We start from the raw sequence: 26,583 nt of genomic DNA on the forward strand, positions 1-26,583 counted from the left end.
CCCGTTTATTTATTCCCTATTGAAGAAGGACTAGCCTTATCTTTGTTTGCGGACTTTTTTCCGAAAAGAGCCAACCCATATAAGCTGCCTCCGAACATAAGAACAATGCCCAACCCTTCTACGCATGTCGGAAGAGAAGTCGTAATAAAGAAATACATCAAAAGTCCAAACAGAGATTCGAAAATAAGAAGAGAACCCAGAAGAGACGATGAGAGCCTCGTAGAGGCTTTATTCCAACATACGCCAGCTAAAGAAGAGCTGCAAATTCCTAGGATGAGAATTCCGATAATATAAGGAGATCCTCTGCCTTCTGGAGAGAATGAAAGTAAGGTTTTTATATCGATAACCTTACATAGATTCAATACAATGAAAGAGGGGGCTGTTACGAAAAAAGTCGAGACGCCTAAAATGTAACTCCATGCAAGTTCGTTCACTTCAGGATGTTCTTCCAAGAATTTGCCGTTTTTTATGATATAAAGTGTCCAGATAACCGTAGATAAGATAACCGTAGCGGTGCCGACAATGGATTTCCAAAACGACGTTGAAATGATGGGTTGTTCCAATATCGATAGATTAGTTAAAAGAACGCCTCCTATAACGACAACGGATATAATTGCAACGGTAACTTGAGGAACCTCTTTCGATTTTAAATTCGAGTAGAAAAGAACGGTTAGAGGAGTCAGTCCAGTCATTACGACCGTAATCGCAGGACCTGCATATCGTAAACCTATGACTATTCCGAGATAATAAACAGGGTTCGTCAATACTCCCCAAATAAACCCGGTGCGCCAGATCTTAAAAGAATACATTTTAAAGAAATTACGATTACTAATCAAAGCCCCTATTAAAGAGGCTAACCCAAATATCAAATAACGTCCTAAAACGATTTCTATATCCTTGTATTGACTCAAAAATTGGGGAACGACGAACACCAGTCCCCAAAGAAAACAAGCTCCGAGGGAGTATAAAACTCCTGAGAAAAAACAATGTTTATTAGTATTCCGATTTTTAGATATATGCATGAGATTCTAGGTTTTCTTTTCTTAGTAAGATGATGCCTTTAATAGATTGTTTTTTTCAATTTTTCTCTTAGGAACTTTTTTTTTATTTTAATTATGAACAATTATAATCTTGAGGTTCGGATCTTTATTATTTCAGGAGTGAAAATGTTCGAATGTTCTCTTACTTCTTCATTTAATGTAAAATTAAAATTTTTCTTTAAAGAATGGGTAATGGGTATCGATTATCGTTGCCTCTTTATTTTTGGGTCTTTTATCGCAGATCTCTTTGCCCATAGGTCCCGTGCCTCTCACTCTACAGACTTTCGGAATTTATTTGATCGGAGTCTTCTTAGGTGAGAAACGAGGACTTGCAGCTGTTGCCGCCTATCTTATCGAGGGATCCTTAGGATTGCCGGTTTTTGCCGGAGGAAGCTTTGGACTAGTTCATCTTTTCGGTTTGACTGGCGGCTATCTGCCGACTTTCCTTCCGGAATTATTCCTTTTATTATCCCCGAAATCGTCAAGATTGCAATGATTTTATGTATCGTTAAGGGATGTCGTAGATCCGGAGTATTCCGAATGCCATGGATATCCTGATTTATTCGGGAGCAGGTGTTTCCGGTTATTTATTGAGACATGTTTTCCGTTTTTTTTCTCGTTTTATTCTGGATGTAAATCGATACTCTATCAAGAGAGTACAAGCCGATTATTTGATTGGCGGCGGTTTGTTGGTATTTGTACAGGAGGTTATGTTTGTTGTGCCTCTGTCTATTTCGATATTCCGGGTATGATTATTAATGAATCGCGAGACTTGTACTTTTGTCGAGGACAAGCATATGTCCCTGTTTATGCGCGTACGGAGTTTTCTATACCGGATGGGGATTCGTGCCGTTCCTTTAGTAGCTGAACGTCCATTGGGTTTATTTATGTATTATGGGGGAGGGACTTTTTTGAATGTGAAAGATTCATTTCAAGGAGTTTCCGTAGAGGCTTATTATGCGGATTTGGAAAAAGAACCGGCTATATTAATGGCTTCATGCGGCAAGGGAAAAGCCTTATTATCCGGAGTTCACTATGAATATGATCCCGAATATTCCGGTCTTTTCGATCCTTATCTTAAACAGGTTGCTTGTTTGCTTAAAGAAATGAATAATAAAATGATGACGGAAAATTTTCTGAAGGGGTTGATGAAAAAATTGTTCAATGACTAAGCGGAATTGTTAATCGGATCGGCTTTTGATTTTAAAACCTTTTTTTAATTAATGGAAAACCGAAGTATATCCGCCGTCGAGAACTAAATTTATGCCGTTGATGAAATTCGCTTGATCGGAAAGAAGGAATCCGACCGCTTTAGTAAGGTCAAGAGTTTCGGCATGGCGATGAAGAGGGATGTTTTCCGTTTCTTTTCGCATTTGTTCTTCGTAAGATAAACCATTTTCGCCGGCTTGTCTTAAAATCCTTTCCTTATGAGCCTTCGTTAAAACGACTCCTGGAGAAAGAGCATTTACAGTGATGCCAAAAGCTCCTAACCGATAGGATAAAATTTTTGTTAACGTGGTCCATGTTCTGAAAACGACACAGGAAAACCCGTATTGAGGTTGTAATTGCACCGAAGTGGTTCCTGCGATTATAACGATCTTACTTGAAGGATAGAGATAAGGTATAATTGTTTTTAAGGTGTCTAGAGGGCCAGTAATATTAACACGAAATAAATTCAACCAAGCATCTTCGTTGGGTATTACCGATTCGGTATCATTGACCATAGGTCGGGGAGTTATAAGTACGACGCCTGATATGTGAGAAGCGTTATTTTTTAGGTAGTAACCGAAATCTGTTCTTGAAGTAGGATTCGAAAAATCCAGACTACGGATTTCATAACGACCTTGATAAGAATTCGTTAACTCCGACTTTAGATCCTTCAATTTCTTAAAATTTCTTCCTGTTAAGATCAAATCGTGATCGAAAGCCAACGAGCAGGCAACGGCTCTGCCCAAACTTCCCGATGCCGATGTCACAATGATGGTTTTACGTTTCGGAATTGTCAAATCCTGTGAGTGAGCATCTAAGACTAAGACCGAAGACAAACCTAGCACTAATAGGACAATCGATCTCATGAATCGAAGAACTCTTGATTAGGCATGAACTCCGGAGGATGGGTTCGAACCAACGACCAATGGATTAACAGTCCACTGCTCTACCGCTGAGCTACTCCGGAATAAACAATAATGTGCGAATTTTACGGTAGGTAATAAAATTTGTAAATGATTTTAATCAATTTATTTAAAGAAAAGATTTCTTAGAAATAGAGCGATATCTTCCGAATCGGCATTGGGATTAAAAACGATACTTTCAGAATATTTTTCGGAGATGTGTTTGGAATCGGATCGGAACAAAAAATGAGCTTGTTTAGCCAAACGTCCGGAATATTGCGGTTTTAGATTAACTTTGGATAATCCCGATTCAAATGTTAAGTAAATTAAAGAAGAAACGGATTGTAAAAAAGAAGGAACGGCAGCTGATATATTTTTAGAATGACATTCCAAAAAAGGCAATGAAATTAAGGGGAGTTCTTTGCCGTTAGGTTTAAATATTTTGAAACGAACACCCCTAAATAAGCAATTTTTAATCATAACGTCAAAACCAAAGGAATTTTCTCGATACGGTTTTTTAAAAAATTGAGACCAATTGCTTTCGTAATCGTTTTTATCAGAAAGAATGAGATTAAATAAAGGACCTTGTATGTCCAATAAGGTAATTTCCAAGCGTCTTGCAAAAATCAGTTTTGGTATAGATATCCTTGCAGTAATGAAATCCGTTTCTAGAGCATGGCTGTAATCATGATTAAAACGTGAAGGATTATGCAAACAAAGATGTCGAATTTTAATACCGTATTTTCGCATAGATACCTTTCCTATTGATACTTGATATCCAAGTCGATCGGACAGCCAATTTTCAAGGAGGCTTTCTTTGCGAAACCATAGAAAAAGCAAAATCAAAAGACCTGCGGAAAAAATGGTTTTAATTAATTTAAACATAGAAAAAAAATTTTACGGACGGTTTTGACGGCAGGATAATCAAATGAAAAAAAAATTTAAATAAAAAAGACCCTTTCTTTGAAGAAAGAGTCTTTTGACTTAACCGAAACGAAATCTTCGATTAATAATCCATCATTCCTGCTCCAGGCATAGCGGGAGCTGCCGGTTTATCCTCAGGGATATCGGCAATCAGAGCTTCGGTAGTCAACAGCATTCCGGCAACAGATGCGGCACTTTCCAAAGCGGATCTCGTTACTTTCATAGGATCCAAGATGCCTCTTTCAAACATATCGACGTATCTATCATGCAATGCATCATAGCCCTCGTTTGTAGGTAAGGAAGCTACTTTTTGACATATGATGGCGCCTTCTTTTCCTGCATTGATTGCAATTTGTTTCAGAGGAGCGCTCAAAGATTTGAGAATGATTCGAGCTCCGATTTTCTCATCTTCATTTTCGATGGAACCGATAGACTCTTCCAAAGCTGCGGCACATCTAATCAAAGCGGTTCCTCCTCCAGGAAGAATACCTTCTTCTACTGCTGCTATCGTTGCTTGTTGAGCATCGTCAACCCGATCTTTTTTCTCTTTCATTTCGATTTCAGTGGCGGCTCCGACCTTAATAACCCCCACACCTCCAGCTAATTTAGCAAGACGCTCTTGCAATTTTTCTTTATCGTAATCTGAAGTACTGTCTTCGATTTGTTTTCTGATTTGATCACATCGAGCTTGCAAATCTTCTTTGCGACCCAATCCTTCTACGATAGTCGTTTCTTCTTTTTTGACGATAATCTTCTTAGCACGTCCAAGCATATCCAAGGTAACGTTTTCCAACTTCATACCCAATTGCTCGCTAATTAATTGACCGCCGGTTAACACGGCAATATCTTCCAACATAGCTTGACGGCGATCACCGAATCCGGGTGCTTTTACGGCACAAACCTTGAATCCGGAACGCAATCTATTGACGACCAATGTAGCCAGAGCTTCTCCTTCGACATCTTCGGCAATAATCAAAAGAGGACGTCCGCTTTCCGCAACGCTTTGCAACACGGTTAAGAATTCCTTAATCCCAGTAATTTTCTTTTCATAAATCAAGATGAAAGCATCTTCAAGAATGCATTCTTGAGCTTCGGGATTCGTCATAAAATAAGCGGAAAGATAACCGCGATTGAAGTTCATACCTTCAACGACTTCCAAAATCGTCTCGAAACCTTTGGCTTCTTCAACGGTTATGGAACCGTTTTTGCCCACTTTTTCCATAGCTTCGGCAATCATGAGACCAATTTCTTCATCGTTATTCGCGGAAATTGTAGCAACTTGAGCAATTTCGGTTTGATTTTTTACGGGACGACTGATTTTTTTAAGTTCGGCGACTACTGTTTTAACCGCCTTTTCAATGCCTCTTTTCAAATCCATCGGATTAGCTCCGGCAGTCACGTTTCTCAATCCTTCGCCATAAATGGCTTCGGCAAGAACGGTTGCCGTCGTGGTTCCGTCTCCTGCACTGTCGGCCGTTTTACTGGCGACTTCCTTAACCATTTGGGCTCCCATATTTTCGTGCTTGTCTTCAAGCTCGATTTCTTTGGCAACCGTAACACCGTCTTTCGTGACCTGAGGAGAGCCGAACGATTTATCGATAACGACATGTCTTCCTTTAGGACCGAGAGTAACTTTTACTGCATCCGCTAATGTTTTAACGCCTTTAAAAATTTTTTGTCGGGCTTCTTCATTATATTTAATATTTTTCGCTGCCATAGCTAACTTTTCTCCATTTATTTCGTCAAATTAATTTAACTTATTTTACTATTGCCATAATCTCGTCGGCTCGCAAAATGACGTATTCTTCTCCGTCGATCGAAATTTCTTGCCCGGAATATTTGTCCATTAAAACGATATCGCCGTCCCGTACTTCAAAAGGAATAGCGGCTCCTTCTTTCGTTTGCTTGCCGGTGCCGAGAGCAATAACTACGGCTTTTTCTTGTTTTTTCTTTGCTGTATCGGGGAGAATGATACCGCCCTTAATCACGCTTTCTTGTTCAAGACGCTTAACAAGTACTCTATCTCCCAAAGGTTTTAATTTGGTTTTTACGGCTTGCTCAGTCATACGAATATCTCCCATGTTAATGACCATATTTAACTGATTTTTTACTTATTTTTCCTAAATCGCCTCGACGATTCTACCGGAAATCAAGGTGGAAAACATAGCAAATTTCCGGTTTTTCAATCAACATGATTTAGCAGTTTTTATTTTTAAATGCTAAAAATTAATTCTCGATTAATGTCTCTAACAGTTGGATTTGAGTTTCGATAAAACGCATAGTTTCGTTTAAGGCATCGGGTTGAGTCATATCCACTCCGGCTTTCTTAAGTATATCGATAGAGAAAGCCGAACCGCCGCTTTTAAGGAAAGTCAGATATCTATCTACGGCACCGGGTTCCTTATTGATGATTTTTTGAGAAAAACATAAGGCGGCACTGATGCCGGTCGCGTATTGATAAACGTAAAAATTGTAATAGAAATGAGGGATTCGCGCCCATTCCATAGTCGATTCGGGATTCGTAACGATGACGGAACCTAGGTATTTCTTGAGTGTTTGTTCATAAATTGAGGAAAGAGTCATTGCGGTAAGGGTTTCGTTTTTTTCGACTGCATTATGGATTTTCAACTCGAAATCGGCAAACATCGTCTGTCTGAATAAAGTCGAAAAAATCGTATCCAATTGCCTACTGATATAAGAAATTTTTTGTTTGATATCGGTTGAATGTTCCGTGAGATATTTGGAGTAAAAAATTTCATTGAAAGTTGAAGCGATTTCCGCCAGAAAAAGAGGATACCCGGCATCGTGACAAGATTGGTTATGTCGACTTAAATAAGAATGCATGCTGTGTCCCGCCTCGTGAGCTAAAATGGAACCGTCGTAAACGGAACCTTTAAAGTTCAGAAGAATGTAAGGGAGAGTATCGTAACTTCCCGAAGAATAAGCTCCGGATCGTTTGTTTTTATTTTCGTATTTATCTACCCAGCGGTCGGTCGTAATCCCTTTTTTGAGAATTTCCGTATATTCAGGCCCTAAAATACTTAAAGACTTAACTATGATATCTACGGCTTCGTCATAAGTTAAGGTTGCCGCATCTTCGGTCAAAACCAAAGGAGCGTATATGTCATAAGGTTTCATTTCGTCGATTTTCAGATACCTTTTTTTTAGGTTCATATATCGATCAAATAGATGAACGTGATTCTGACAAACGTCGATCAAATTATGATAAACGCTTTCAGGAATATTGTTTGCGAACAAAGATGCAGCAAGACAGGAAGGAAATTTTCGGGCCTGAGCCTTAAAAAAGTGAGCACTTATTTGTCCATAAAGTAATTGAGCGAAAGTGTCCTTATAATTTTGATATCTTGAAAGCATGGACAGATAACAATTTTTTCTTAATTCCCTATCCGGCGATTGCATATAAAGGGTAGCGAAACCGTGAGACATAGGAAGTTCTTCGTTCTTGGAATTTTTTACGATACCAAACGGAATTTCGGAGTCGTTAAGATTGGAAAAAGCACTTTCGAGCGCACTTAACGGGATTTGTGAGGAAGCCAATATTTTTTCTTCATTTTCGGTTCCCGTATGAAGGGCCGTTCTAAAAATCTTTTCGAGAAAAAAGGAATAAGTTTTTAATTGATCCGAATTTTTTAGATGAGTGATTGTTTCTTTCGATAAAGCCGTCAACGCAGGTTTAATCCAGGAAGTTTCCTTAGTGAAATTATTGTGCAGGACTGATATTTCTTGGAAAACCTCTGTATTGACTGAGTTAGTAAGATCTTGATCATGAAGAAGATGAGCGTATATATAAAGTTTATCTAATGTTCTGTCGATCGAAAAAAGTTTTTCGAGCAAGCCTAGAACGGAATCGGGATCGGTTACGTCATAGCATTCCGATTTTAAGGAGGGCCAATAGGGCTCTCTTTTCGATTCCTTAATTTCATCGAAAGCTTTTTTCCATTCGGATAAATTATCGTACAGTACCTCAATGTTCCAGGTATTCGAAGATGAGACCTCATCCCTCGTAATGATTTGATCGATTGCAATTGTCATAGGTTGTGTCTCTCGGAATATCAAAAAGGAAATTCTAACGAAAAAACATTTTCCAATCAATTCAAGGCGGCTCGATTAATCTTCGTAGGGGATTGTTTTTTCGAAAACGTCACTGACGCAATAGATAGGAACATCATATATTAGGGAAAGAATAATACCGTCGCTGGGTCTTGCATCCGTATCGGTCGTATGTAAGATTCCATCTTTGATCTGCTCAACGAAGAGACGTGAAAAAAACACCTTATTTTCGTAATTATTGATAATTAACTGAACGACCTTAGCATCGAGACCGTTTAAAAGATAGTTAATCAAAGTGTGAGTTGAAGGACGTTTTTCTTCGGCAGGTAAGGATTGAATAAGTTGTCCGGCTAAAGGATTAACGTAAATTGCAAATTTTTTGGAATCATTGCCGAGTATAATGCCGGCATGGTTCCGAAACCGGACGAGTTTATGAAAAGCAACCGGAATCAGGATTTTATTTTGCACACTTTCCAAATCGTTAAACATATTCATATCAGACCGATTCAATTTTTAAAATTAAAAGTGCCATCGAAAAAACCGATTAATATATCGGCTTTTTCCAAGAAAAATCCCGTTTCGATGACTCCGCTAACGGTTTTCAGAATAATATCGTCTTCGCCGGGAGAAGGGAAATAGGAAGGAAAATTTACGTCGAATATAAAATTTCCGTTATCGGTTATGAAAGGCCTTCCTGAAGAATGCATACGTTGTTTCCCTTGATAACCTCGTTTGAGCAATTCGTTTACGGTAGCGGCAAATCCAAAAGGCAAAACCTCTAAAGGAAGACCGTTTTTTTCTCCCAATCGTTCGACTTCTTTGGATTCATCGGCGATGATAAGTCTTCGTTTAGCCGAACGGAGGACGACTTTTTCTCGAGTAAATGCTCCCCCCCCTCCTTTAATCAGGTGTCCGTCAGGATCGATTTCATCTGCTCCATCTACTGAAAAGTCTATGTTTACGAATGCATTGTCATCTAAAATTTCAAGTCCTCCGGAAAGAGCCTTCATTTTGGAGTCCTCCGACGATGCAACCGTCTTGAAACATAAACCTTCTTCACGTTTTTTTTCGATTAAGGCCGTAATAAAATATGCACAAGTGGAACCCGTCCCCAGACCTACGATCATACCGTCGGAAACAAAATTTGCGGCTGTTTGACCTAGCTTTCGTTTTATCTCTTGAGTTGTCTCAACACTGCGTTTCAATCGGCACCATAGTAAATATTATCGGACATAACGGAAAAGACGTTCGCAAGGCGAAGTGTAACCGTTTTTTTTCATCGGTTCAACAATTTTTCTATTTAAAAAGGATTATCCGTATCGATAAGCACCAGAGGTATATTCAGGTCACGATTCAAATGGTTCATCAGACCTTTAATGCCGACTTTTTCCGTAGCGGAATGTCCGAAAGCCAAGAAATTGATTTTGTTTTCTTTGGCCAAAGACCATGCGGGTTCGTCGAACGAACCGGTAATATGGCAGTCGCATCCCAAAGAAGCCGAATGCACGATTTCCCTATAACCGTTACCAGCAAGCAAGGACACTTTCGCAACGATTTTATTTCCTTTGAGCACCGCTGTTTTTAAGGAAGTTTCGTAATACCGTTCCAGGATTGAAACAAAATCCTCGATCGGTATCTGAGGTACATTGCCCATGACCCCTAATTGAGGAGAGTCGGAGCCGAAGGCCGTAGGATTTTGCCATCCGAGATCGTGCGCGACTTTCCAATTGTTTCCGAAGGTTAGCTCGGCGTCTAAGGGAAGATGATAAGCAACGAGAGAAAGATTGGCTTGCGATAACCTATCTATCCGAATTTTTTTATAACCGATGATTCGTTGCGGTTCTCCTTTCCAAAACAATCCGTGATGAGTGATCAAAACATCTGCTTGTAGAGAAACGGCTTTTTCGATTGTTTCCAGATCGGCAGTTACGCCTAAAGCTATTTTGTTGATGGTTTGTTCGGGATCGCCGAATTGTATACCGTTTTCGCAGTAATCCTTAAAAAGCGATTCTGCCAGAAGAACATTCAAATAATTGACGAGATCTTTCAATAACACGGTGACCGAAGATTTTTAGGGATTTATGATTTTCTTTCATACGAAGCAACCCGATTGTACTCTTTTGAAATTTCACGATCAATCCGATTTACGGATCGACATTGTCGTTTTGATTTCACTCAATTTTTTTTCTTTGATAAAAGGATTACATTAATGTATTTTTCGTTTTTACCGTGTCTTTCTAACGGTAAACAATGTCTGAAAGAATCGGGAGTTCAGTGATGTCGAAAATTCCGTATGCGTCTTTGGAAAAGGGCGCTTTTTTAGTTGCTTCTCCTGATATGACACAAGGCGTCTTTTCTCGAAGTGTTATTCTGCTCTGCGAGCATAGCTTCGCCGGTTCTTTCGGATTGATTTTGAATAAGCTTTTATCTTTCGATGTTTCCGACGACGTATTTTCTCAAAATAAAGTGACGAACGGTTCCGTCCGTTTCTGTATGGGGGGCCCCATACAAGCCAATCAAATGATGTTATTACATTCTTCGGAAGACAAATCCGCACAGGCTTTGGAAATCTGTCGGGGAGTTTATTTAGGTGGAGATGTTCCCTTTTTACAGGGATCCATGTCCGATCCGAACGGTCCTTCATTATTCCTTTGTTTCGGATATTCAGGGTGGCAAAATGGGCAATTGGAGCGAGAATTTTTGGATGGAAACTGGCTGCTTTCGCCTGCTTCTTCCGAATACGTATTTCAGTCGGATCCGGGTGAACTTTGGTCGATGATTCTGAGGGACTTAGGAGGTAAATATGCTTCTTTTTCAACGGTTCCCGAAGATATCTTCCTGAACTGATGATTAGGAGGTTGTTTTGCCGGTAGCCGATGTTGTCGATTGTTCCGAGAATTATTTTTCCAAAGCCGTTGCCGTGATGCCCGGAGGGGTGAGTTCTCCCGTAAGGGCCTTTATGGGATTGGGTATCATACCTCCCATATTGCATTCCGCGTTTGAAGATCAATGGACGTGTGTTAACGGTAATCGGTATATCGATTATTGCGGTTCTTGGGGAGCTTTGATTAACGGACATGCACACCCTCAAATAATAGATGCCGTTACGGAAGCTGCCGAGAAAGGCACTTCCTACGGTTTGACTTCTCTTAAAGAGATCGAGTTTGCGGAGTACATAGTGAGTTTGCTTCCTTTCGTCGATAAAGTTCGATTTGCCGCTTCCGGAACGGAGGCAGCCATGACTGCTATTCGCATGGCAAGAGCTTATACCGGTAAAAGGCTTGTCGTGAAATTTCAAGGTCATTATCACGGTCATTCCGATGTTTTATCGGAACAGGCAGGTTCCTTTTTGTTGCATAAGAAAGGAAGCGGTACTTTTTCTTCCGAGTCCGAAATCGTAGTGTTGCCCTACAATGATTTCGAAGTTTTTTCATCGTTTATGAGTGAAAGAGGGGATTCCGTTGCCGGAGTGATTTTTGAGCCGGTTTCAGCGAATATGGGTGTCGTTCTTCCCAAACCGGGATTTTTGAAGCATGTTACGGACAGTAATCGAAATTATGGTATCGTGACTATTGCCGATGAAGTTGTTACCGGTTTTCGTTTGGGTCTTTTGGGAGCACGTAGTTGTTACGATTTCACCTCTGACCTTACTCTTTTCGGTAAAATCATCGGAGGCGGTCTTCCCGTAGCTGCGATAGGAGGTAAAGCGGAATTCATGGATGTCTTGATGCCGTTAGGGAACGTGTTTCATGCCGGGACTTTTTCCGGTAATCCTTTAGGAGCCAGTGCAGGGATGGCTAATCTGATGCTTTGTTCGGAACCGGATTTTTATGAATCTCTTGAAAAAAAGACGAATCGGTTTCTTGAACCCATAGAGAATTTTATCGTTGAACGTGATCTTCCCGTTAGAGTCGTCAGAAAAGGTTCCATGTTTTGTTTTCGATTTACTTCGAAAAACGTATCAAATTTTGAAGGAGTTGAGCAATGCGATGCAGGACTTTTTAAAGATTTTTTTTTAAAAATGTATGAAAAAGGGGTCTATCTTTCTCCTTCGGTATTTGAAACCGGTTTCGTTTCGTCAGCCCATTCCGATTTTAATTTGGATTATACGGTTGAAGTCGTTAGGACTTCTCTTGATGAGCTTTTCTTTTAGTCATTTTTTTATTTTAAGAAACTTTTATTATTTTTAATTTTTTAGATATATAATCCCTTATTCTTGTTTTGGTGATTATGTTTTGTTTTATTCGAAAAATTCTTAATTTTATTTTCGATTTAAGCTTTCGCTTTTTTTCTTCCGTCGGCGAGAGATTTCTATTTATTTTTCGTTTGTTTAAAAGAAATCGTTTAGGAGTTTCCAGAGGTGTGATGATCATGGAACAAAGTTTCGAGATCGGCGTTAAATCGATCCTTCCCGTTTCGATCACCGGATTATTCACCGGATTAGTGTTATCGGCTCAATCTTATTGTCAGGTGGGCAGCAGCTTACCGGAGGCGGTGGGATTTTTCGTCACCAAAAGCATGTTAGTCGAAATAGGTCCTGTTTTAACGGCGATGGTTATGGTAGGACGTGTAGGGGCTTCTTTAGCCGCTTTTCTGGGGACTATGTGCATTACGGAACAGGTAACCGCCATGAAAAGCATGGGAGTCGATCCCTTACAATATTTCGTTTTCCCGAGGGTGATAGCCGGTATGATCTGCATGCCCGTTTTATCCGTACTTTCGGCTTGGATCGGTATTCTTATGGGATACGTTCTCTGTATTTCCGCTTTTCGTTTCACTTCCTTAACATACTGGAGCATGGTGATTGGGAAGATCGGTTTTACCGATGTCTTTCTTTTATTTTTGAAATCATGGATTTTCGGTTTATTGATTATCTCAACGGCTTGTTTTCAGGGATTGAGAGTAGGAGAAAGTTCTTCCGACGTCGGGAACGTAACTACCGAAAGCGTCGTTTTTTCTTATATCGGAGTATTGGTCGTTAATTGTATTTTAACCTTTATTTTCAACTCGATATTTGGATGAGGCATGGCACTTAAACCTATCGTTCGCTTAGAAAACATAACGAAAAATTTTCACGGTCGTCATGTGTTGGATGATTTGAGTCTTGAAATTTTCCGGGGAGAAATTTTGGTTATTTTAGGAAAATCGGGTTCCGGAAAAAGCGTTCTTTTAAGACAGATCATGAGTCTGGAAGCTCCGGATTCGGGAAGAGTCGTTTATGATCCCGGATTATTGGATGCTTCCGGTAAGCCGGACTTCGGAAAAATAGGATTGGTTTTTCAGGGGGGAGCACTTTTCGATTTCATGTCCGTTTTGGATAATGTGGCTTTTTATTTAACCGTTCATTGCGGAAAAAAAAATCGCAAATTGAGTGATCGGGAAATCGGTGAGCGTGCTTTCGAAGCTTTAACTTGGGTAGGTCTTCAAGAAGCAGCTACCCTGTTTCCCTCTCAATTGTCCGGAGGAATGAGAAAAAGAGTGGCTTTGGCACGATCGGTGGTTTACAATCCCGAAGTGCTTTTGTATGACGAACCGACGGCTGGACTGGATCCCGTTACGGGGGGGGGGATCGGGAGATTCATTCGAAATTTAAGAGATGAAAAAGGAATTACCGGTGTCGTAGTCACTCACGAGTTGGATTTGGCCATTTTTTTGGCGGATAGAATTGCTTTTCATTCTGAGGGTAGAATCGTTTATTTGTCCGATAAGGAAAATTTTTTTAACAGCAGGGATCCGGCGGTTACGGAATTTCTGTCTAAATATCGTCATGAGACTCTTGTATGAATAATAAGAAGGAATATAAACCGTTTTTTCTGGGAATTTTTTTCTGTCTCGGAGTTTTTATGCTGATTTTGCCGTTAGTCTTGTTTCGATCTTCTTTTGCTACCGGAGGTAACGTCTTTATGGTGAGATTTACGGATATCAGCGGAGTGTCCGAAGGTGCTCCCGTTTATTTTGCCGGAAAACCGGTGGGTAAGGTTGCAGAGATTAAAAACATAATCGATTTAGGTGAGAAAGATTCCGAAGGATATCTGTATTGTCATGAATTGATTTTGAAAATCGAACCGGAAACCGTTATTCTTCCTTTAGATGAAATTACCTTGATTTTTCCCAGACTGATAGGAGAAAAGGTCGTGAATATCTGTCCTAAAGATCCCGGAATACGAAAACTCTCCGAAGCCGTGCGGTTTTACGGAAAAAATTCCGATGTCTTTAAAAAGACGGAAATTTTAATGGAACGTTTGGATCATGCTACAGGGGTTTTGGTTAATAATATCACTCTAATGACCGACGACGTATCCGCTTTGAGTGTCATCTGTTCCGAGTTCATTACCGATTTTAAAAAGAATAAAATACTTAAGGATGTGGCCGGCTTATTGGAAAATCGGAATCAAGATACCGAACGGCCTCTTAAAGGTTCGATAGCAGGTTTTTTGGAATCGATAGATAACATTAACGAGATTACTTCGGATATAAAAGACTACGGGCTGCTCTATCAGTACAATCGTGAATGGAAGAAAAAGAAGCGTTCTTCTTAAAATCTTATCAATCCCGATGCTTTGACCGAATGTTTATTAATAAGGGCGGCTTCAACGTTAACGGAGACCAGGCTATTGGCATAGAGACCGCAACCCACTGTCGTTCCGAAAGAAAAGCGATTTTTAAGAGAATTCAATTTTAACGAAACGTTTGTTAATTGTGCCGTTGCCGTCGGTGAGGGACCTAAAAGGGGATTCGGCATCGTTAACGAAGGATAGAACGTTTTCTTATTCATATCGACCATGGCTTTGGAACAGGTGATTCCTAAATAAGGAGATAAACAGCCTATATTTTCGGATAACGCGAAACCGAAACTCCATTCTTTATAATCCAAGTAGGTTTTTTTGAATTCTTCAAGATTGAATTGTGTGCTTCCCGTGTTCATTCCAATGCGATGGATTCGCGGTTTCGAATGGTTGTAAGCAAAACTCAATCCTACTATCGTATGGCAAATATGTTTGGCATATCTCAATCCCACGGTTTTATGACATCCCGATTTCGTTTCCAACTCGGCCGTACCGTTATTTACGAATACTTGTTTATTATCGAACGTACCGGAAAGATTAAAAAGATCGGAAGTTCCTTTAAGATTGAATTTAGAAGCTCCTAGGTTGAAAAACAAATCGAAATGTTTTCTAACGTTTAGAACAAAGTGACAGGAATTGGTATTAAGAGAAAATTTAATTACGTCTTTATGATAAGCGGGGTTCCATAATCCCGTTTCCGTAGCTTGCGAAGCGGCGGAAATCATTTTTCTGTCGAAAACGTAATCTCCGTGAAAACCCAGGCGGTAATTTATAGTTTCAAACCATTTCGTGGATTCTCCGTAAGGATTTTCAGTTAATGAGCTATTGACATAAATGCTTCTATTTAAATTTAAAGTATCGGAAGGGTTTAAGGACGCGTAACTTGAGATGGGTTTGATTGCCGATAGCAATAACAACAAATAGGTAAACTTTTTCATGAATTGATAAAATTACTAACTTGTTTTTAAAATTCGACTATCTATATGTGTAAGTATTTATTACAAGTTTTTTCCATAAATTCAATGAATAAAATTCCATCCACCTAAGTTAAGTAAAATTCAAGAGAAAGACGACCGGCTTTTATCAAGATTTATTTCGGTAACGAGGAAGATTATGGGATGCTGAAATAAAATCCGATACGGGATTGATTATCGTTGAAAAGTTAAATAATAGATGTTTTATTTTATATAGTCGGGTTGTTTCTCCGATGAATAACCTTTCGTATTTGTGATAAAGTCATTTGAGCAGGGATATTTTAAATGGATAAATTTTCCGATGCCGTTAGAGAAGCTTTTGATGAAGCTTTCGATGAAGCCAAAAAGAGACATAATACCGAAGTATCGGCTAACCGTCTTTTGTGGGCTTTCCTCCAAAATCCCAAAGGGTTGTTTTATCGAGTATTGAAAGAGACTGGGGGAAATATATCTCTTTTATTACAGGCAGTGGAAGACGATCTTTCTCGGTCCGCTTCATATGAAGGTTCCAAAAAAGTTGAACCGAAGCCTTCTTCAAATCTGGTATCCGTAATCGGTGATGCCAGGCAGGAAGCCGATCAACTTGGAGATGAATATGTCTCCGGAGATCATTTATTATTGGCTTTTTGGAAGTCTTCCACCGAACCTTTTTCTTCTTGGAAAAAGATTACGAAAATGACTTATGAGCAATTAAAGGAACTTGTAACGAAAACACGTCAAGGATATCAAATGAATTCTTCAGGAGCCGAGAGCAATTTTAAGGGAATGGAGAAATTTTGCAAAAATCTGACTGCCCTTGCCAAGGAAGGAAAGTTGGATCCCGTCATCGGAAGAGACGAAGAGATCCGTAGAACGATTCAGGTTTTGAGCCGAAGAACTAAAAATAATCCCATGTTAATCGGCGAACCTGGAGTCGGGAAAACCGCAATTGCGGAAGGCTTGGCATTGCGTATAATCCAAGGAGACGTTCCGGAAAGTTTGAAAGGTAAACGGTTGTTTGTTTTGGATATGGGGTCGTTAATTGCAGGAGCTAAATATCGCGGTGAGTTTGAAGAACGTTTGAAAAGCGTATTGAAAGAAGTCGAAGACGCGCAGGGAGAGTATTTACTTTTCATAGACGAAGTTCATACTTTGGTGGGAGCGGGAGCTGCGGAAGGCTCCATGGATGCCGCCAATTTATTGAAGCCCGCTTTAGCTAGAGGGACGTTGCATTGCATAGGAGCAACGACTCTTAATGAATATCAAAAATATATCGAAAAAGACGCGGCTTTGGAAAGACGTTTCCAACCCGTTTTCATTTCGGAACCTTCTTTGGAAGACGCTGTTTTTATTTTGAGGGGTTTAAGAGAAAAATATGAAATTTTCCACGGGGTTCGAATTACGGAAGGAGCCGTTAACGCAGCCGTTTTGTTATCGCATAGATACGTAACCGATAGATTTTTGCCGGATAAGGCCATTGATTTGATTGACGAAGCAGCCAGTTTGATTCGTATGCAAATAGGTAGTTTACCCTTGCCGATTGATGAAAAGGAAAGAGCGTTATCGGCTTTGATTATTAAACAGGAAGCTTTAAAGAGAGAAACGGGATCCGATAAAAAATCCGAGGATACGGTCCTAGCTCGGGAGATAGCGGATTTAAAAGAAGAATTAGCTATTTTACGTTTGGGATGGGATGAGGAAAAAAAATTGATCTCCGGGATCAAAGAGAAAAAAAATACTTTGGAAGCGTTGAGATTTGCTGAAGAAGAGGCTGAAAGAATATCGGATTACAATAAAGTGGCTGAATTAAGATATCATGCCGTTCCTCGTTTGGAAGAAGAGATTATTGCTGATGAGGAAATGTTGAATAAAAGGGATAAAAGATTACTTCAGGAAGAAGTTGATGAAAGATTGATTGCTCAAATCGTTTCCCATTGGACAGGGATTCCCGTTCAAAAAATGTTGGAAGGCGAATCCGAAAAACTTTTGGATTTAGAGAATGCTTTGGAAGAAAGAGTGGTCGGTCAAACTTTTGCCGTTACTGCTGTCAGCGATGCCGTTCGCGCGGCCCGAGTAGGGTTCAATGATCCTTTTCGACCTTTCGGCGTATTTTTGTTCGTCGGTCCTACGGGAGTCGGTAAAACCGAATTGGCTAAAGCTTTAGCTTATCTGCTTTTCAGTAAAGAAGATGCCATAGTTCGTTTCGATATGACGGAGTATATGGAAAAGCACTCGGTAGCAAAGCTTATAGGCTCCCCTCCGGGATATGTCGGTTATGAAGAAGGAGGAATGCTCACGGAAGCGTTAAGAAGACGTCCTTATTCCGTAGTCTTGTTCGATGAGGTTGAAAAAGCTGATAAAGAGGTATTCAATCTTTTGCTTCAAATATTCGATGAAGGCAAGCTGACCGATAGTAAGGGGCGTAAAGTCAATTGCAAAAATGCCTTATTTATCATGACGTCGAACATAGGTTCGGAAGAACTTGTAGGTTTTTGTTTGAAACACAAAGGCAATCTTTTGAAAGAAGATGTTTTGCGTGTAGTCGAGCCTGAGCTGAAAAGGTACTTTCGTCCGGAGTTTCTCAATCGTTTAGATGAGATATTGCCTTTCGTTCCTTTAAAAGAGGAGGACATGATCAAAATAGTCGGGATTCAATTAAAAAGAGTAGCCGATCGAATGAAGGAACGCGGCATAGAGCTTTTATGGGATGATTCCGTGGTTTTATATTTCAGTGAGGAAGGGTATGACGTATCTTTCGGCGCCAGACCGCTAAAGAGACTCATTCAACAAAAAGTGGTGACGCATCTTTCGAAGGCTGTTTTGAAAGGCGATATATCTTCGGATATGACCGTCCGTTTGGAAATGTCCAACGGTGTTCTTGTCTTTAAGAAAGATTAAAAAACAACCTTTTATGAATCGTGTTCGCAAAAATATGAATAAGATTTTTATATGGGTATTTTTTTTTCAAATCGTTTTTGGACATTATTGTTTTTCCTATGGTGATTACGTTACGGTTCCTGACAGTGACTCCTTGGAACGTTTATGTGCTTTTTATGTCATTCATCGAGATCCCGGTTGCTTGTCCAGGATCTTCGATCTTATGGAACTTGAGGATTGCAATCGTTCAGACGATACGGTTCATATGTTAAATAAGCTTCTTCGATGTAAATCCGAAGACTATTCTTCCGAAGAATGTTCTCGATTGCTCGGTTTGGCCTCTTCTTTACGGACTTTTTTGATGAAAGGAAGGTATATTCGGACCTTATCCGAAGTCGATTGTTTAAGTGATTCCGATATCGATATCGGAAGAGCTTTGATTTTAGCTGAATTTCATGATGATCCCGATATTGCAACAAAGGCCGATATTTATTCATATCTTTTGGATATATTGGCTTTAAGAGTAAAAGCAGGTCTACGCGCCGAAAATGTGCCTTCCGACGATCCGAGATGTATAGACATTATTAATAAAGTGTTGTTTGAAGAAATGGGTATACGTTTCCCATCCAAAGGAGAAATGTTTTCCGATAAGTTCACTTTTTTATCTTCATTGATTCAGGACAGATACGGGGTGTGCTTGGGAGTGTCTTCGTTATATTTATCCATTGCCGTTCGAATCGGATTACCTCTTGAGATACGAACGCCTCCGGGTCACATTTATCTGTCTTACTTACGAAAAGACGGAAGTTATTTGAATATAGAGACCACTGCCGGCGGGATACATCTCGATACCAAGAATTATGAAGGATTTTTTCCGGAGAAAAATCGAAAACGAGAGTTGAAAGAAGTTATCGGTTTATCGTTCATGAACAGAGGTTTTTATTTCTTAAAAGAGAAAAAGTACGATCAAGCCATTATTGCTTATCGTCTGGCTTGTCGTTATATTCCCGATGACCATAAATTGAAGGAATTATATGGATGGAGTCTTCTTTTTTCAGGACATCTTTCCGAAGGACGTTCCGTTTTGGAAGAATTATCGGGAATTAACAATCCTTCGATTGCGGAATATCTTCGTAACGAATTGGGAATTGATGCCGTTGAATGTTTATTGTCATATCCGGGCGATTCTTCCGAATCTTTAAACGGCTACGTCGATCGTTTATCCGATTACATAAAAAAATATCCGAAGTCTAAAGAGATTTATCGTCGATTGGCTCATTGTTTGGTTGCTTTAGGAAAATATGGAAAGTCGATTGAGGCTTTTGAGAAAAGTCTTGCTTATACTTGCGATGAAATGGAAGAAGCCGTAATTCTGGCTCAAATCGGTTTAATCAGAATGGACTATGCCTTGGTAAAGAAATATTTTCGTTTAGCCGAACAATGGGCTGTTTTAAAAAATTTTTATCCCGAACCTCTTAAGGAGCTAAGTCGTCAGGTTATGAAGCTTTGTCCGGATTATGACGAAGATTGTTAATTTGAGGAAGATAGGTGAGATTTTCTTGCTTTATTCGATCTTATCGTTTTAGGCTTTAACTCTAACCTTCAATTCGTGTGATGAGTAATGACTTTTTCTATCGATGGGCGTATGTCGAATGCCATTAAACAAGAGTTAGTCGAACAACGGAAAATAAAGGAAAAGATCATTATTTTTTTGATAATGAGTATTTTCGGTTTATTATTGTTTGTTGTTTCCGCATTGCTGTGTGCAATTTTTCTGGGAATAATCTCTTGTATCTTTATATTTTTAGTGTTTGTAGGAATTGTTCTTTTTACGTGTTTTTTCGGCTCGTTCCTGAAAGCTCGGACTGCTCTGAGCCAATCTGAAAATCGTTTTAGGGTTCTCTCTCAGTATAACGAGATTCGGCAAACAACCGGTCTCGATATCGCTCGTTTCGAAAACAAATTGCCGGAATTGATTAGTCGGTTCGAAAAGGAACGAGGTGTGTCTAAGATTGCTTTTTGCGACAAATATTATCGTCATATCGATAACATGAAACGGACGTTGTCCTTGGAAACAATCGATTTGAATCCGGAAAATTTAAGTTGTTATAAAGCGCTTTCGAGAAATATTTTTTTAGGAATCCAAGATCTTGAGCTCTCTTTTAATGAAGAGATGCAAAAATTACGAATCCTTTTGGAAGAGATTTTTTGTAATGACAGTGTTTTGACCTTCTCAAAGAACAGGTTAGATCGAAGTCTTCGTATGAATGGTATCTCTGAGACATTTTTCAATCCTTCTGTGAAATTTTTTGAAAAGATCAAAGAGACTTGTTCGGCTATTCAAGCCGGTATTTTGGATAGATCGGAATTATCCGATGAAGTTACTCGAAGTTATTTGAAAACGATAGCGGAACTGCGACAGGAGATAGAAGAACACGCCGTAGGCGGTATTGCTAAGTTTCTGCGGTTGGAAGATATATTGCAAGGACGAAGCTTAAATGAAGTTTTAACGAATGTTCAATCTCAGCTTGAAGCAACACTAAAGGAGCTGCTAGCTGAGAGGGTTAGTTTCATGAAGAAAGTCGAATTTTTCCAAGGAAATATTCCCGATATAAAGATTCGTAATGATGCTCTCGGTTCATTGATTCGTAATCAATCATTGTTGATGGAGCAAAGGGGGACGATTGATCATGGTAACATGCGTGTTATCGATTTTCAAAGGCACATCGAAACGGAATTGATGAAATGTAGGATAATGAAACTTAAGAAACAATCCGAATTAGATGTTTTGGAATCTTATTTAAGTTATCTTGAACGCGCTTACGATTTACCTTTGGAGCAGTCGGTCATTTTTTGGCAAAAAAATGAAAAAGAGTGTACCGAAGATCAGAGTTTCTTAATAAAAGAAAGCTCAATGATATATCCGTCGGTCTTTGAGTTCATGTCATCCTATTTGAAGTATGTTGCCGAGGATCGATTTTCAATGGAAGACTCTTCGGATACTCTCGTTAGTTTAATAACTGCAGGAGGATTGCTTTGTTCTAATTTGGGTATTGAAGAGTTTGAGTTTTCCTTAGATGAAGAATCGCTTATGTTGATATATCGAAAAATCTTTAATAAATTGAGTGAGATTAGCAGTCGATGCCGTCGCTCCGACAAACTTTTATTCGGTATTGAAGACGTTTCGGAATCCGTTCGACAGGTTATGTCGTTACCAATACATTTCGAGGAAGAGGATTGCCAATATCATGCACGTATATCGAAAGAGTTAAAGAGATATTATTGCGAGAAAAAAATGATATTTTCAACGCAATCGGAGATTATAAAAACGGAGCTTTTAAGTTTGTATAAAACAGAAACGGCAATCTCGAGTGAGAAGTCGAGATTGGGCACGACGTTTGTAGAAACGGATTCCGTGTTTGAAACATCAAAAAGGTTAATATATCCAGACAGCTTACATATAATCAATTTGGAGTTACTAGGTAATTTACGTTATATAATGATTAAAAGAATCGAACAAATGGTAATTGATTTGAGTGTGATTCATAGTAAAAATCAGACAAACATATCTAAAGAATTATCGGAAGTTGTGCTTCCCGTGCTTTCCATTCTTCAAAAGTTAATAGTAGGGGAAATCGGAGATTTTGATCAGCAATTGATGTTTATTGGAATTGAAAAGATAATCGAAGACTTCGGACTTATCGATAGTCAGTTTCAAGAGATACATCATTTGCTGAACAGGTTTAAACAATGGTTGTTTGATTGGAAGATCTCCAACGTATAAGGTGCTAAAGCATTCGATCGGGATGATTCGATGTATGATTGTAAATTCGGTAGGAAGGTGGATAATCGATAAATTATCGTTTTCGGAAATTTTTCAAAAAATTGATCTTTTCTACGCCTAGAGGGAGCCGATTCTTGAGGTAACTATTGAATTTTTTCATCTTACGCGTTTTTTCAATTGCCTCCGCTCTTTATTGAAAGAACTTCGGGAATATTTGGACGGATTTTGCGATATAGGGGGAATAGGATATATCTTTTTGGATATTTTGACGCGATATGACAAGTAAGACCGAATTATAGATAATTTTATGTGATCATTCGATAATCAAACCGTATTATCGCGATTTTTATTTTTGAATTTCGGAAGCTCAGGAAAGTTACCTTATATTATTGTTTGACTTATACTTTATATAGTGTTTACCGGAACTTACTTACTGCATTCCGTAACTAAAATCGGTGAAATTCTTATCGAAGATCATAATTTTCAATTGAAATTACCTTAAAAAACTAATTTAGTTATTATATATATAATTTTTTGATATAATCTTTTTTATTTCAAATAAATATAACTTATGGCTTCTTTTACGACGAATTTAAACGTAGATTATTCGGACGGAACCAACGTTCTAAGGGAACAAGCTTCTTTGGAGAAACATAGAGCCGATAAATATTGCGGTTTTGGAATAGCTCTTATTGTTATCGGTCTTGCTTTGTCGTTGATTGTTTTGGTTATAGGGTTGACGATTCCTGGACTTATGAGCCTTCCTGGTCTTATCGTAACGGGTGTAGTAGGCTTGATTTTAGTCGTTGCCGGCATGATTTTGGTGATAAAGATGTACAAAGCCGGTGTACGAGCCAAATCTCAACTTGAGAGTTTACCCGCTCGACCTATGAGGGCAACCGAGGGTGAAGTAAGTTTTCGATCCGAATTGCAGAGAGGCTATGAATTGCTGCATTCGATAGAATTAGATTTTGCGGCTTATGTTAGCCAAGAGGCTCTACTTCAGCAACGTCCTCAGTTTGAAGCAATGTTCAACAACAGAATGGTGAATTATTATCAGGTTATGCATGATCTGAGTCCCGATGATGCCGATACGGCCGGTATGGATGCGACAGAGTTCCAACGGCGTTCCACATCCTTGAAAGAAAAAATGGATGTTTTACTTGCCGTAATGTATCCAGTTAAAATATTGAATGCGTTTTTGATTGAATATAGAACTTTTCTTTCAGAGCTCGATATACTTCCGGAGATGAAACGCGAGATGCTTCAATTCGATGGGTTAGAGGTCATAAATGGTCAAATTATCTCTGTATTAAGGGAATTTTGTTGTCAGGATCCGCTCCTTTTTTCCGTTCCGGAACGAATTACGGAAGTAAATCAACATCTTCAAGAAGTTATTGATTCAATAAGCGCATGTATAACTCGTTATCAGGAAATGAGTCAGGATCAGGTATTCGGAGCGTCTTTAGTTCGAGTTTTAGACCATCGTTACCGTACCTTTATTCAAGAGGAAAACGATATTGAAGGGCGGGTACATCGCTTCGCCGATCATGTTGAGGCGATAGACCTGAGAGATTCGGTTCGTATGCATCTTGAAGCGTCAACAGAAATAGAGAAACTGAAAAACGAAGCTATTGCATTGGGAATCGGTCTTGAACAGGAGACGCAACGTATAAATGACGTAGAGTTGACCGTATTTGTTGCCGATATGTTGAGATCATTCAGAAACCGAATCGCATCTCTTGAAGTATCGAGTAAGGAAAAAGAAGGTCTATTATGCGGGGTTCGAACTATAGACTATAGACGAGCCTGTTGTTATCTCGAACAATTGAATGCGGTCCAAGATTGGCAGGAATGTCAAAATATGGTCGAAAATATACAAGCGGCTATCGGCACTGCCGTTAATGATAATGAAGAAGCAAGAAACATCTTTCAATCTAGAGCCTCGCGCATTATTGCACTCTTTCTTCAAGATCCTCTGTCAATACAGGATCCCGAAAGAAGGGAATCGATTTTAAATCTATGGAGAGAGTGTGTTCCGGCTTATACCGGAGTCATGTCTGAGGAGGGGGGAAGCATTCCGTGTCTTGAGACGAATGATCCGGATTGTGTTTTACGGAATATTGATTATATGAACGCTATCTTCTTGGAACGGACTGCCCTATTGATCGAGATGACGAGCGTTTTAGGCGAATTATCCGCAGCGGCATTAAGTTATCAATTTATGGATCAGGGTGAAGTAACTGCGTTACAGGACTCGCTTGGCTTATTTCGAGACGCGCTGGGCACCTCAATAACGACTTATCGCGAATTGTTTAGAACAAATAAACTGTCTTTCATCAAATATCAAAAAGAGTCGAATGAAGAGAAAAACCTACAGGAAACGGCAACGTGTAACATTCGAAGAGCTTTAGAGTCCTGTGATCAATGGGGTCAATTATTGAACGCGTGTGCTTCGGCAGAGCAGACCTTGTCTGAGTTTCGAAAAAACGGATTGATGAGATTCGATATGAAACAACAGGAAGTATTAGTAAAAGCTCTTCAGGAAGCCACATTAAATCTGGAAGTATTTAAACAGGGACATTCGGATATCGTAGACATAATTCAGATAATGAAACGCGTGTTCGACCGTTCGGACACTAGAGAAGAGATTGCTGACGTAGTGGCTGTGGTGAATAATCTTCAATTGCTTTGGCGAATATATACTGCTTTATTTACAGACCGTGAATCTTTAATTGAACGTTGTTCCCGCTGCCATGCTTTATCAGTGGCTGCACAAACACTCCGTTCTTATTCGGATGAACTCATTGTGCAACATAGTAGGCTGCAACGGGAGTGTGAAGGGATTTGGTCTTCCGGCCTTCTTATCCAAGAACGCTGCAGGAGCGTTCTAAGCTTATTGATGGATTTAGGTTGTCAAAATTCTCTCGGAGTTCTTGAAGGGATGTCTGAAGAAGTGACCCAAACCCTACTTCGTCTTTCTATTAATATGCGAGAGCATGGAATGCCGGCGGGACAACCGGGTGAGGACGACAATTGTTAAGTTTCGACTTTTTACGAAGGTTTTCGTTGATTTAATGTTTTGAATAACTAGAGTTCTTCTTAGAAAGGATCGTCATGGTTCCTTAAATATTCGTTTAGTTAATCAGTTTTACAATTTTTGTTTTGCAATGGTTTTTTCATCGGACGCTAGTGATATCAATCTTCTGACTCATCACGTAAACATACAAAAAGTGCCTTCCACACGATTATCTTCCGACATAAAGATCGAACGATTGAAGGTGGTCGGAATTATTTTGCTGTCTATCGGTCTTTTATCAATCGTGCTAGGTTTAGCCATGGCCGCAGTCTTATCCAATTTGTTTATAATTCTTGTAGCCGTAATGGGCTTGGTATTAACGGTTTTAGCTGGGATTTTTTTGATAAAAACTAAACGGTTGGAGAGCCAATCCGGAATATCCGAGTTGTTGGCCGACCCCTTAAGGGACGAACCGATTGGAAAATTCGATAGCCCTATCCCCGAAGTTAAAATCGTACACGATTTTTCTCCGGAACGGTCGGTGGCGATTTTGAAACGATATTTTCCTCGAGTAATCGTAGTTGATAAAACATACTCACTGAAGAGAAAATTAGTAAGAAAAGTTTTGAGTAACGGAAGAGGCTGTTATCTGACTTTTGCCAAAGGCACTATAATGAAGATTCAATATAGTCCATGCCAAACCCCGAACAAGACCGCTCTTGTTTTTTGCGACCGGTATTCGCAATCTGTCGGAGCCGCCTTGATACGCCGATGCACCGATGAAGAGGTTTTTAAGGAGTTTGAACGAGAGCGAGCTAACAAGTTACAAGGCGAGTTTTTGTTGGCTAAGTGGAGCCCCTCGTCCACGTGGGTTCCTTCATCATCTCAAGAGCGCGGACTTTTTTTGAAGTGGGATTTCCTTTATAGACTTAATGTACCGAATACACCCATGGACCCGCAATCAAAATGTGTTTCTTTAAAAGTTTCATTCAAAAACCTCTTTATCGATTGTATCGAACGAGGGATAACCGTTTTACAAATGCCTCTGGTGTGTTGTGAACCTGTGTATCAACAAGACACTCAGTGGGGACGGGCAGTCATTCAGGCTATTACGGAAGCTTTGGCTGAGGCCGGAGAAAGAGTCAGTTGTGACACGCCCTTTTGTGTTAATATCGTCAGTAAAATCGAAATATCGTGTTCTGAACTTGTAAAAGATCTGTAATTCGGAATCTTTATCT

At 39.5% G+C, this 26,583-nt stretch carries 23 protein-coding genes and 1 tRNA gene; 13 read left to right on the top strand and 11 right to left on the bottom strand.

The genetic code is table 11. The annotated features are described in order from the left end of the window. Positions 1 to 5 precede the first annotated feature (5 nt). Entirely contained in the window at positions 6 to 1,022 is a 1,017-nt protein-coding gene (locus tag RSA43_00115) for a DMT family transporter (protein ID MEG2495698.1), read from the bottom strand. Between the two features lie 241 nt (positions 1,023 to 1,263). Here RSA43_00115 and RSA43_00120 point away from each other — a divergent pair, with 241 nt between their 5' ends. The 3 genes from RSA43_00120 to RSA43_00130 all read left to right on the top strand — a co-directional run bounded on the left by RSA43_00120 (position 1,264) and on the right by RSA43_00130 (position 2,212). Next, positions 1,264 to 1,536, top strand: a complete 273-nt coding sequence (locus RSA43_00120; GenBank protein ID MEG2495699.1) for a biotin transporter BioY — start codon at positions 1,264 to 1,266, stop codon at positions 1,534 to 1,536. Between the two features lie 49 nt (positions 1,537 to 1,585). After that, on the top strand, positions 1,586 to 1,792 hold the full coding sequence (locus tag RSA43_00125) for a hypothetical protein (protein ID MEG2495700.1): 207 nt from the start codon (positions 1,586 to 1,588) through the stop codon (positions 1,790 to 1,792). 84 nt (positions 1,793 to 1,876) lie between these two features. After that, positions 1,877 to 2,212, top strand: a complete 336-nt coding sequence (locus tag RSA43_00130; GenBank protein MEG2495701.1) for a BPL-N domain-containing protein — start codon at positions 1,877 to 1,879, stop codon at positions 2,210 to 2,212. Positions 2,213 to 2,260: 48 nt separating this feature from the next. On the opposite strand, the gene RSA43_00135 is transcribed toward RSA43_00130, so the two are convergent. The 9 genes from RSA43_00135 to RSA43_00175 all read right to left on the bottom strand — a co-directional run bounded on the left by RSA43_00135 (position 2,261) and on the right by RSA43_00175 (position 10,196). Then, entirely contained in the window at positions 2,261 to 3,115 is an 855-nt protein-coding gene (locus RSA43_00135; GenBank protein MEG2495702.1) for an SDR family oxidoreductase, read from the bottom strand. 29 nt (positions 3,116 to 3,144) lie between these two features. Then, a tRNA-Asn gene (locus RSA43_00140) sits at positions 3,145 to 3,216 on the bottom strand. Positions 3,217 to 3,277: 61 nt separating this feature from the next. Then, a complete protein-coding gene (locus RSA43_00145; GenBank protein ID MEG2495703.1) occupies positions 3,278 to 4,036 on the bottom strand; it encodes a hypothetical protein in 759 nt (252 codons plus the stop codon). Positions 4,037 to 4,157: 121 nt separating this feature from the next. After that, positions 4,158 to 5,792 carry a chaperonin GroEL gene (groL, locus tag RSA43_00150; protein ID MEG2495704.1) on the bottom strand — a complete coding sequence of 545 codons (1,635 nt, stop codon included), beginning with the start codon at positions 5,790 to 5,792 and terminating at the stop codon, positions 4,158 to 4,160. Positions 5,793 to 5,832: 40 nt separating this feature from the next. Then, on the bottom strand, positions 5,833 to 6,168 hold the full coding sequence (locus tag RSA43_00155; GenBank protein MEG2495705.1) for a co-chaperone GroES: 336 nt from the start codon (positions 6,166 to 6,168) through the stop codon (positions 5,833 to 5,835). A gap of 133 nt (positions 6,169 to 6,301) precedes the next feature. Next, the gene (gene pepF / locus RSA43_00160; GenBank protein MEG2495706.1) at positions 6,302 to 8,128 is read right to left on the bottom strand and encodes an oligoendopeptidase F; all 1,827 of its coding nucleotides are present in this window, start codon (positions 8,126 to 8,128) and stop codon (positions 6,302 to 6,304) included. A 75-nt stretch (positions 8,129 to 8,203) separates the two neighbouring features. After that, the gene (locus RSA43_00165; protein MEG2495707.1) at positions 8,204 to 8,641 is read right to left on the bottom strand and encodes a DUF151 domain-containing protein; all 438 of its coding nucleotides are present in this window, start codon (positions 8,639 to 8,641) and stop codon (positions 8,204 to 8,206) included. 11 nt (positions 8,642 to 8,652) lie between these two features. Continuing rightward, positions 8,653 to 9,351 carry a ribose 5-phosphate isomerase A gene (rpiA, locus tag RSA43_00170; protein ID MEG2495708.1) on the bottom strand — a complete coding sequence of 233 codons (699 nt, stop codon included), beginning with the start codon at positions 9,349 to 9,351 and terminating at the stop codon, positions 8,653 to 8,655. 95 nt (positions 9,352 to 9,446) lie between these two features. Next, positions 9,447 to 10,196 carry a Nif3-like dinuclear metal center hexameric protein gene (locus RSA43_00175; GenBank protein ID MEG2495709.1) on the bottom strand — a complete coding sequence of 250 codons (750 nt, stop codon included), beginning with the start codon at positions 10,194 to 10,196 and terminating at the stop codon, positions 9,447 to 9,449. A 200-nt stretch (positions 10,197 to 10,396) separates the two neighbouring features. Here RSA43_00175 and RSA43_00180 point away from each other — a divergent pair, with 200 nt between their 5' ends. The 5 genes from RSA43_00180 (at position 10,397) to RSA43_00200 (ending at position 14,685) form a co-directional block, all read left to right on the top strand. After that, complete coding sequence (locus RSA43_00180) at positions 10,397 to 10,993, top strand: YqgE/AlgH family protein (protein MEG2495710.1); 597 nt, start codon at positions 10,397 to 10,399, stop codon at positions 10,991 to 10,993. Positions 10,994 to 11,009: 16 nt separating this feature from the next. Then, complete coding sequence (locus tag RSA43_00185; protein MEG2495711.1) at positions 11,010 to 12,299, top strand: glutamate-1-semialdehyde 2,1-aminomutase; 1,290 nt, start codon at positions 11,010 to 11,012, stop codon at positions 12,297 to 12,299. A gap of 218 nt (positions 12,300 to 12,517) precedes the next feature. Continuing rightward, complete coding sequence (locus RSA43_00190) at positions 12,518 to 13,168, top strand: ABC transporter permease (GenBank protein MEG2495712.1); 651 nt, start codon at positions 12,518 to 12,520, stop codon at positions 13,166 to 13,168. Between the two features lie 3 nt (positions 13,169 to 13,171). Further along, complete coding sequence (locus RSA43_00195; protein MEG2495713.1) at positions 13,172 to 13,930, top strand: ATP-binding cassette domain-containing protein; 759 nt, start codon at positions 13,172 to 13,174, stop codon at positions 13,928 to 13,930. A 59-nt stretch (positions 13,931 to 13,989) separates the two neighbouring features. Then, the gene (locus tag RSA43_00200) at positions 13,990 to 14,685 is read left to right on the top strand and encodes an MlaD family protein (protein MEG2495714.1); all 696 of its coding nucleotides are present in this window, start codon (positions 13,990 to 13,992) and stop codon (positions 14,683 to 14,685) included. Here RSA43_00200 and RSA43_00205 read toward each other — a convergent pair. Then, positions 14,682 to 15,650 (bottom strand): hypothetical protein, encoded by a 969-nt coding sequence (locus RSA43_00205; GenBank protein ID MEG2495715.1) that lies wholly within the window; start codon positions 15,648 to 15,650, stop codon positions 14,682 to 14,684. The genes RSA43_00200 and RSA43_00205 overlap by 4 nt on opposite strands. Before the next feature lie 321 nt (positions 15,651 to 15,971). Here RSA43_00205 and RSA43_00210 point away from each other — a divergent pair, with 321 nt between their 5' ends. From RSA43_00210 to RSA43_00230, 5 genes are all read left to right on the top strand, one after another. Further along, a complete protein-coding gene (locus RSA43_00210) occupies positions 15,972 to 18,563 on the top strand; it encodes an AAA family ATPase (protein MEG2495716.1) in 2,592 nt (863 codons plus the stop codon). Continuing rightward, a complete protein-coding gene (locus RSA43_00215) occupies positions 18,544 to 20,076 on the top strand; it encodes a transglutaminase family protein (GenBank protein ID MEG2495717.1) in 1,533 nt (510 codons plus the stop codon). The genes RSA43_00210 and RSA43_00215 overlap by 20 nt, the downstream gene beginning before the upstream one ends. Before the next feature lie 87 nt (positions 20,077 to 20,163). Beyond that, positions 20,164 to 22,326 carry a hypothetical protein gene (locus RSA43_00220; GenBank protein ID MEG2495718.1) on the top strand — a complete coding sequence of 721 codons (2,163 nt, stop codon included), beginning with the start codon at positions 20,164 to 20,166 and terminating at the stop codon, positions 22,324 to 22,326. A gap of 571 nt (positions 22,327 to 22,897) precedes the next feature. Beyond that, positions 22,898 to 25,369 carry a hypothetical protein gene (locus RSA43_00225; GenBank protein ID MEG2495719.1) on the top strand — a complete coding sequence of 824 codons (2,472 nt, stop codon included), beginning with the start codon at positions 22,898 to 22,900 and terminating at the stop codon, positions 25,367 to 25,369. Positions 25,370 to 25,496: 127 nt separating this feature from the next. Next, positions 25,497 to 26,567 (top strand): hypothetical protein, encoded by a 1,071-nt coding sequence (locus tag RSA43_00230; protein MEG2495720.1) that lies wholly within the window; start codon positions 25,497 to 25,499, stop codon positions 26,565 to 26,567. Positions 26,568 to 26,583: the final 16 nt, after the last annotated feature.

This window comes from Victivallaceae bacterium, from assembly GCA_036659455.1.
In the GTDB taxonomy this organism is placed as follows: domain Bacteria; phylum Chlamydiota; class Chlamydiia; order Chlamydiales; family Chlamydiaceae; genus JAVXCN01.

Coding starts and splice junctions, on each gene's coding strand:
- RSA43_00190 (MEG2495712.1), top strand. CDS start 12,518: ATGGAACAAAGTTTCGAGATCGGCGTTAAATCGATCCTTCCCGTTTCG.
- RSA43_00115 (MEG2495698.1), bottom strand. CDS start 1,022: ATGCATATATCTAAAAATCGGAATACTAATAAACATTGTTTTTTCTCA.
- RSA43_00145 (MEG2495703.1), bottom strand. CDS start 4,036: ATGTTTAAATTAATTAAAACCATTTTTTCCGCAGGTCTTTTGATTTTG.
- RSA43_00210 (MEG2495716.1), top strand. CDS start 15,972: ATGGATAAATTTTCCGATGCCGTTAGAGAAGCTTTTGATGAAGCTTTC.
- RSA43_00220 (MEG2495718.1), top strand. CDS start 20,164: ATGACTTTTTCTATCGATGGGCGTATGTCGAATGCCATTAAACAAGAG.
- RSA43_00225 (MEG2495719.1), top strand. CDS start 22,898: ATGGCTTCTTTTACGACGAATTTAAACGTAGATTATTCGGACGGAACC.
- pepF (MEG2495706.1), bottom strand. CDS start 8,128: ATGACAATTGCAATCGATCAAATCATTACGAGGGATGAGGTCTCATCT.
- RSA43_00130 (MEG2495701.1), top strand. CDS start 1,877: ATGGGGATTCGTGCCGTTCCTTTAGTAGCTGAACGTCCATTGGGTTTA.
- RSA43_00155 (MEG2495705.1), bottom strand. CDS start 6,168: ATGGTCATTAACATGGGAGATATTCGTATGACTGAGCAAGCCGTAAAA.
- groL (MEG2495704.1), bottom strand. CDS start 5,792: ATGGCAGCGAAAAATATTAAATATAATGAAGAAGCCCGACAAAAAATT.
- RSA43_00125 (MEG2495700.1), top strand. CDS start 1,586: ATGGATATCCTGATTTATTCGGGAGCAGGTGTTTCCGGTTATTTATTG.
- RSA43_00165 (MEG2495707.1), bottom strand. CDS start 8,641: ATGAATATGTTTAACGATTTGGAAAGTGTGCAAAATAAAATCCTGATT.
- RSA43_00200 (MEG2495714.1), top strand. CDS start 13,990: ATGCTGATTTTGCCGTTAGTCTTGTTTCGATCTTCTTTTGCTACCGGA.
- RSA43_00230 (MEG2495720.1), top strand. CDS start 25,497: ATGGTTTTTTCATCGGACGCTAGTGATATCAATCTTCTGACTCATCAC.
- RSA43_00195 (MEG2495713.1), top strand. CDS start 13,172: ATGGCACTTAAACCTATCGTTCGCTTAGAAAACATAACGAAAAATTTT.
- RSA43_00205 (MEG2495715.1), bottom strand. CDS start 15,650: ATGAAAAAGTTTACCTATTTGTTGTTATTGCTATCGGCAATCAAACCC.
- RSA43_00180 (MEG2495710.1), top strand. CDS start 10,397: ATGTCTGAAAGAATCGGGAGTTCAGTGATGTCGAAAATTCCGTATGCG.
- RSA43_00135 (MEG2495702.1), bottom strand. CDS start 3,115: ATGAGATCGATTGTCCTATTAGTGCTAGGTTTGTCTTCGGTCTTAGTC.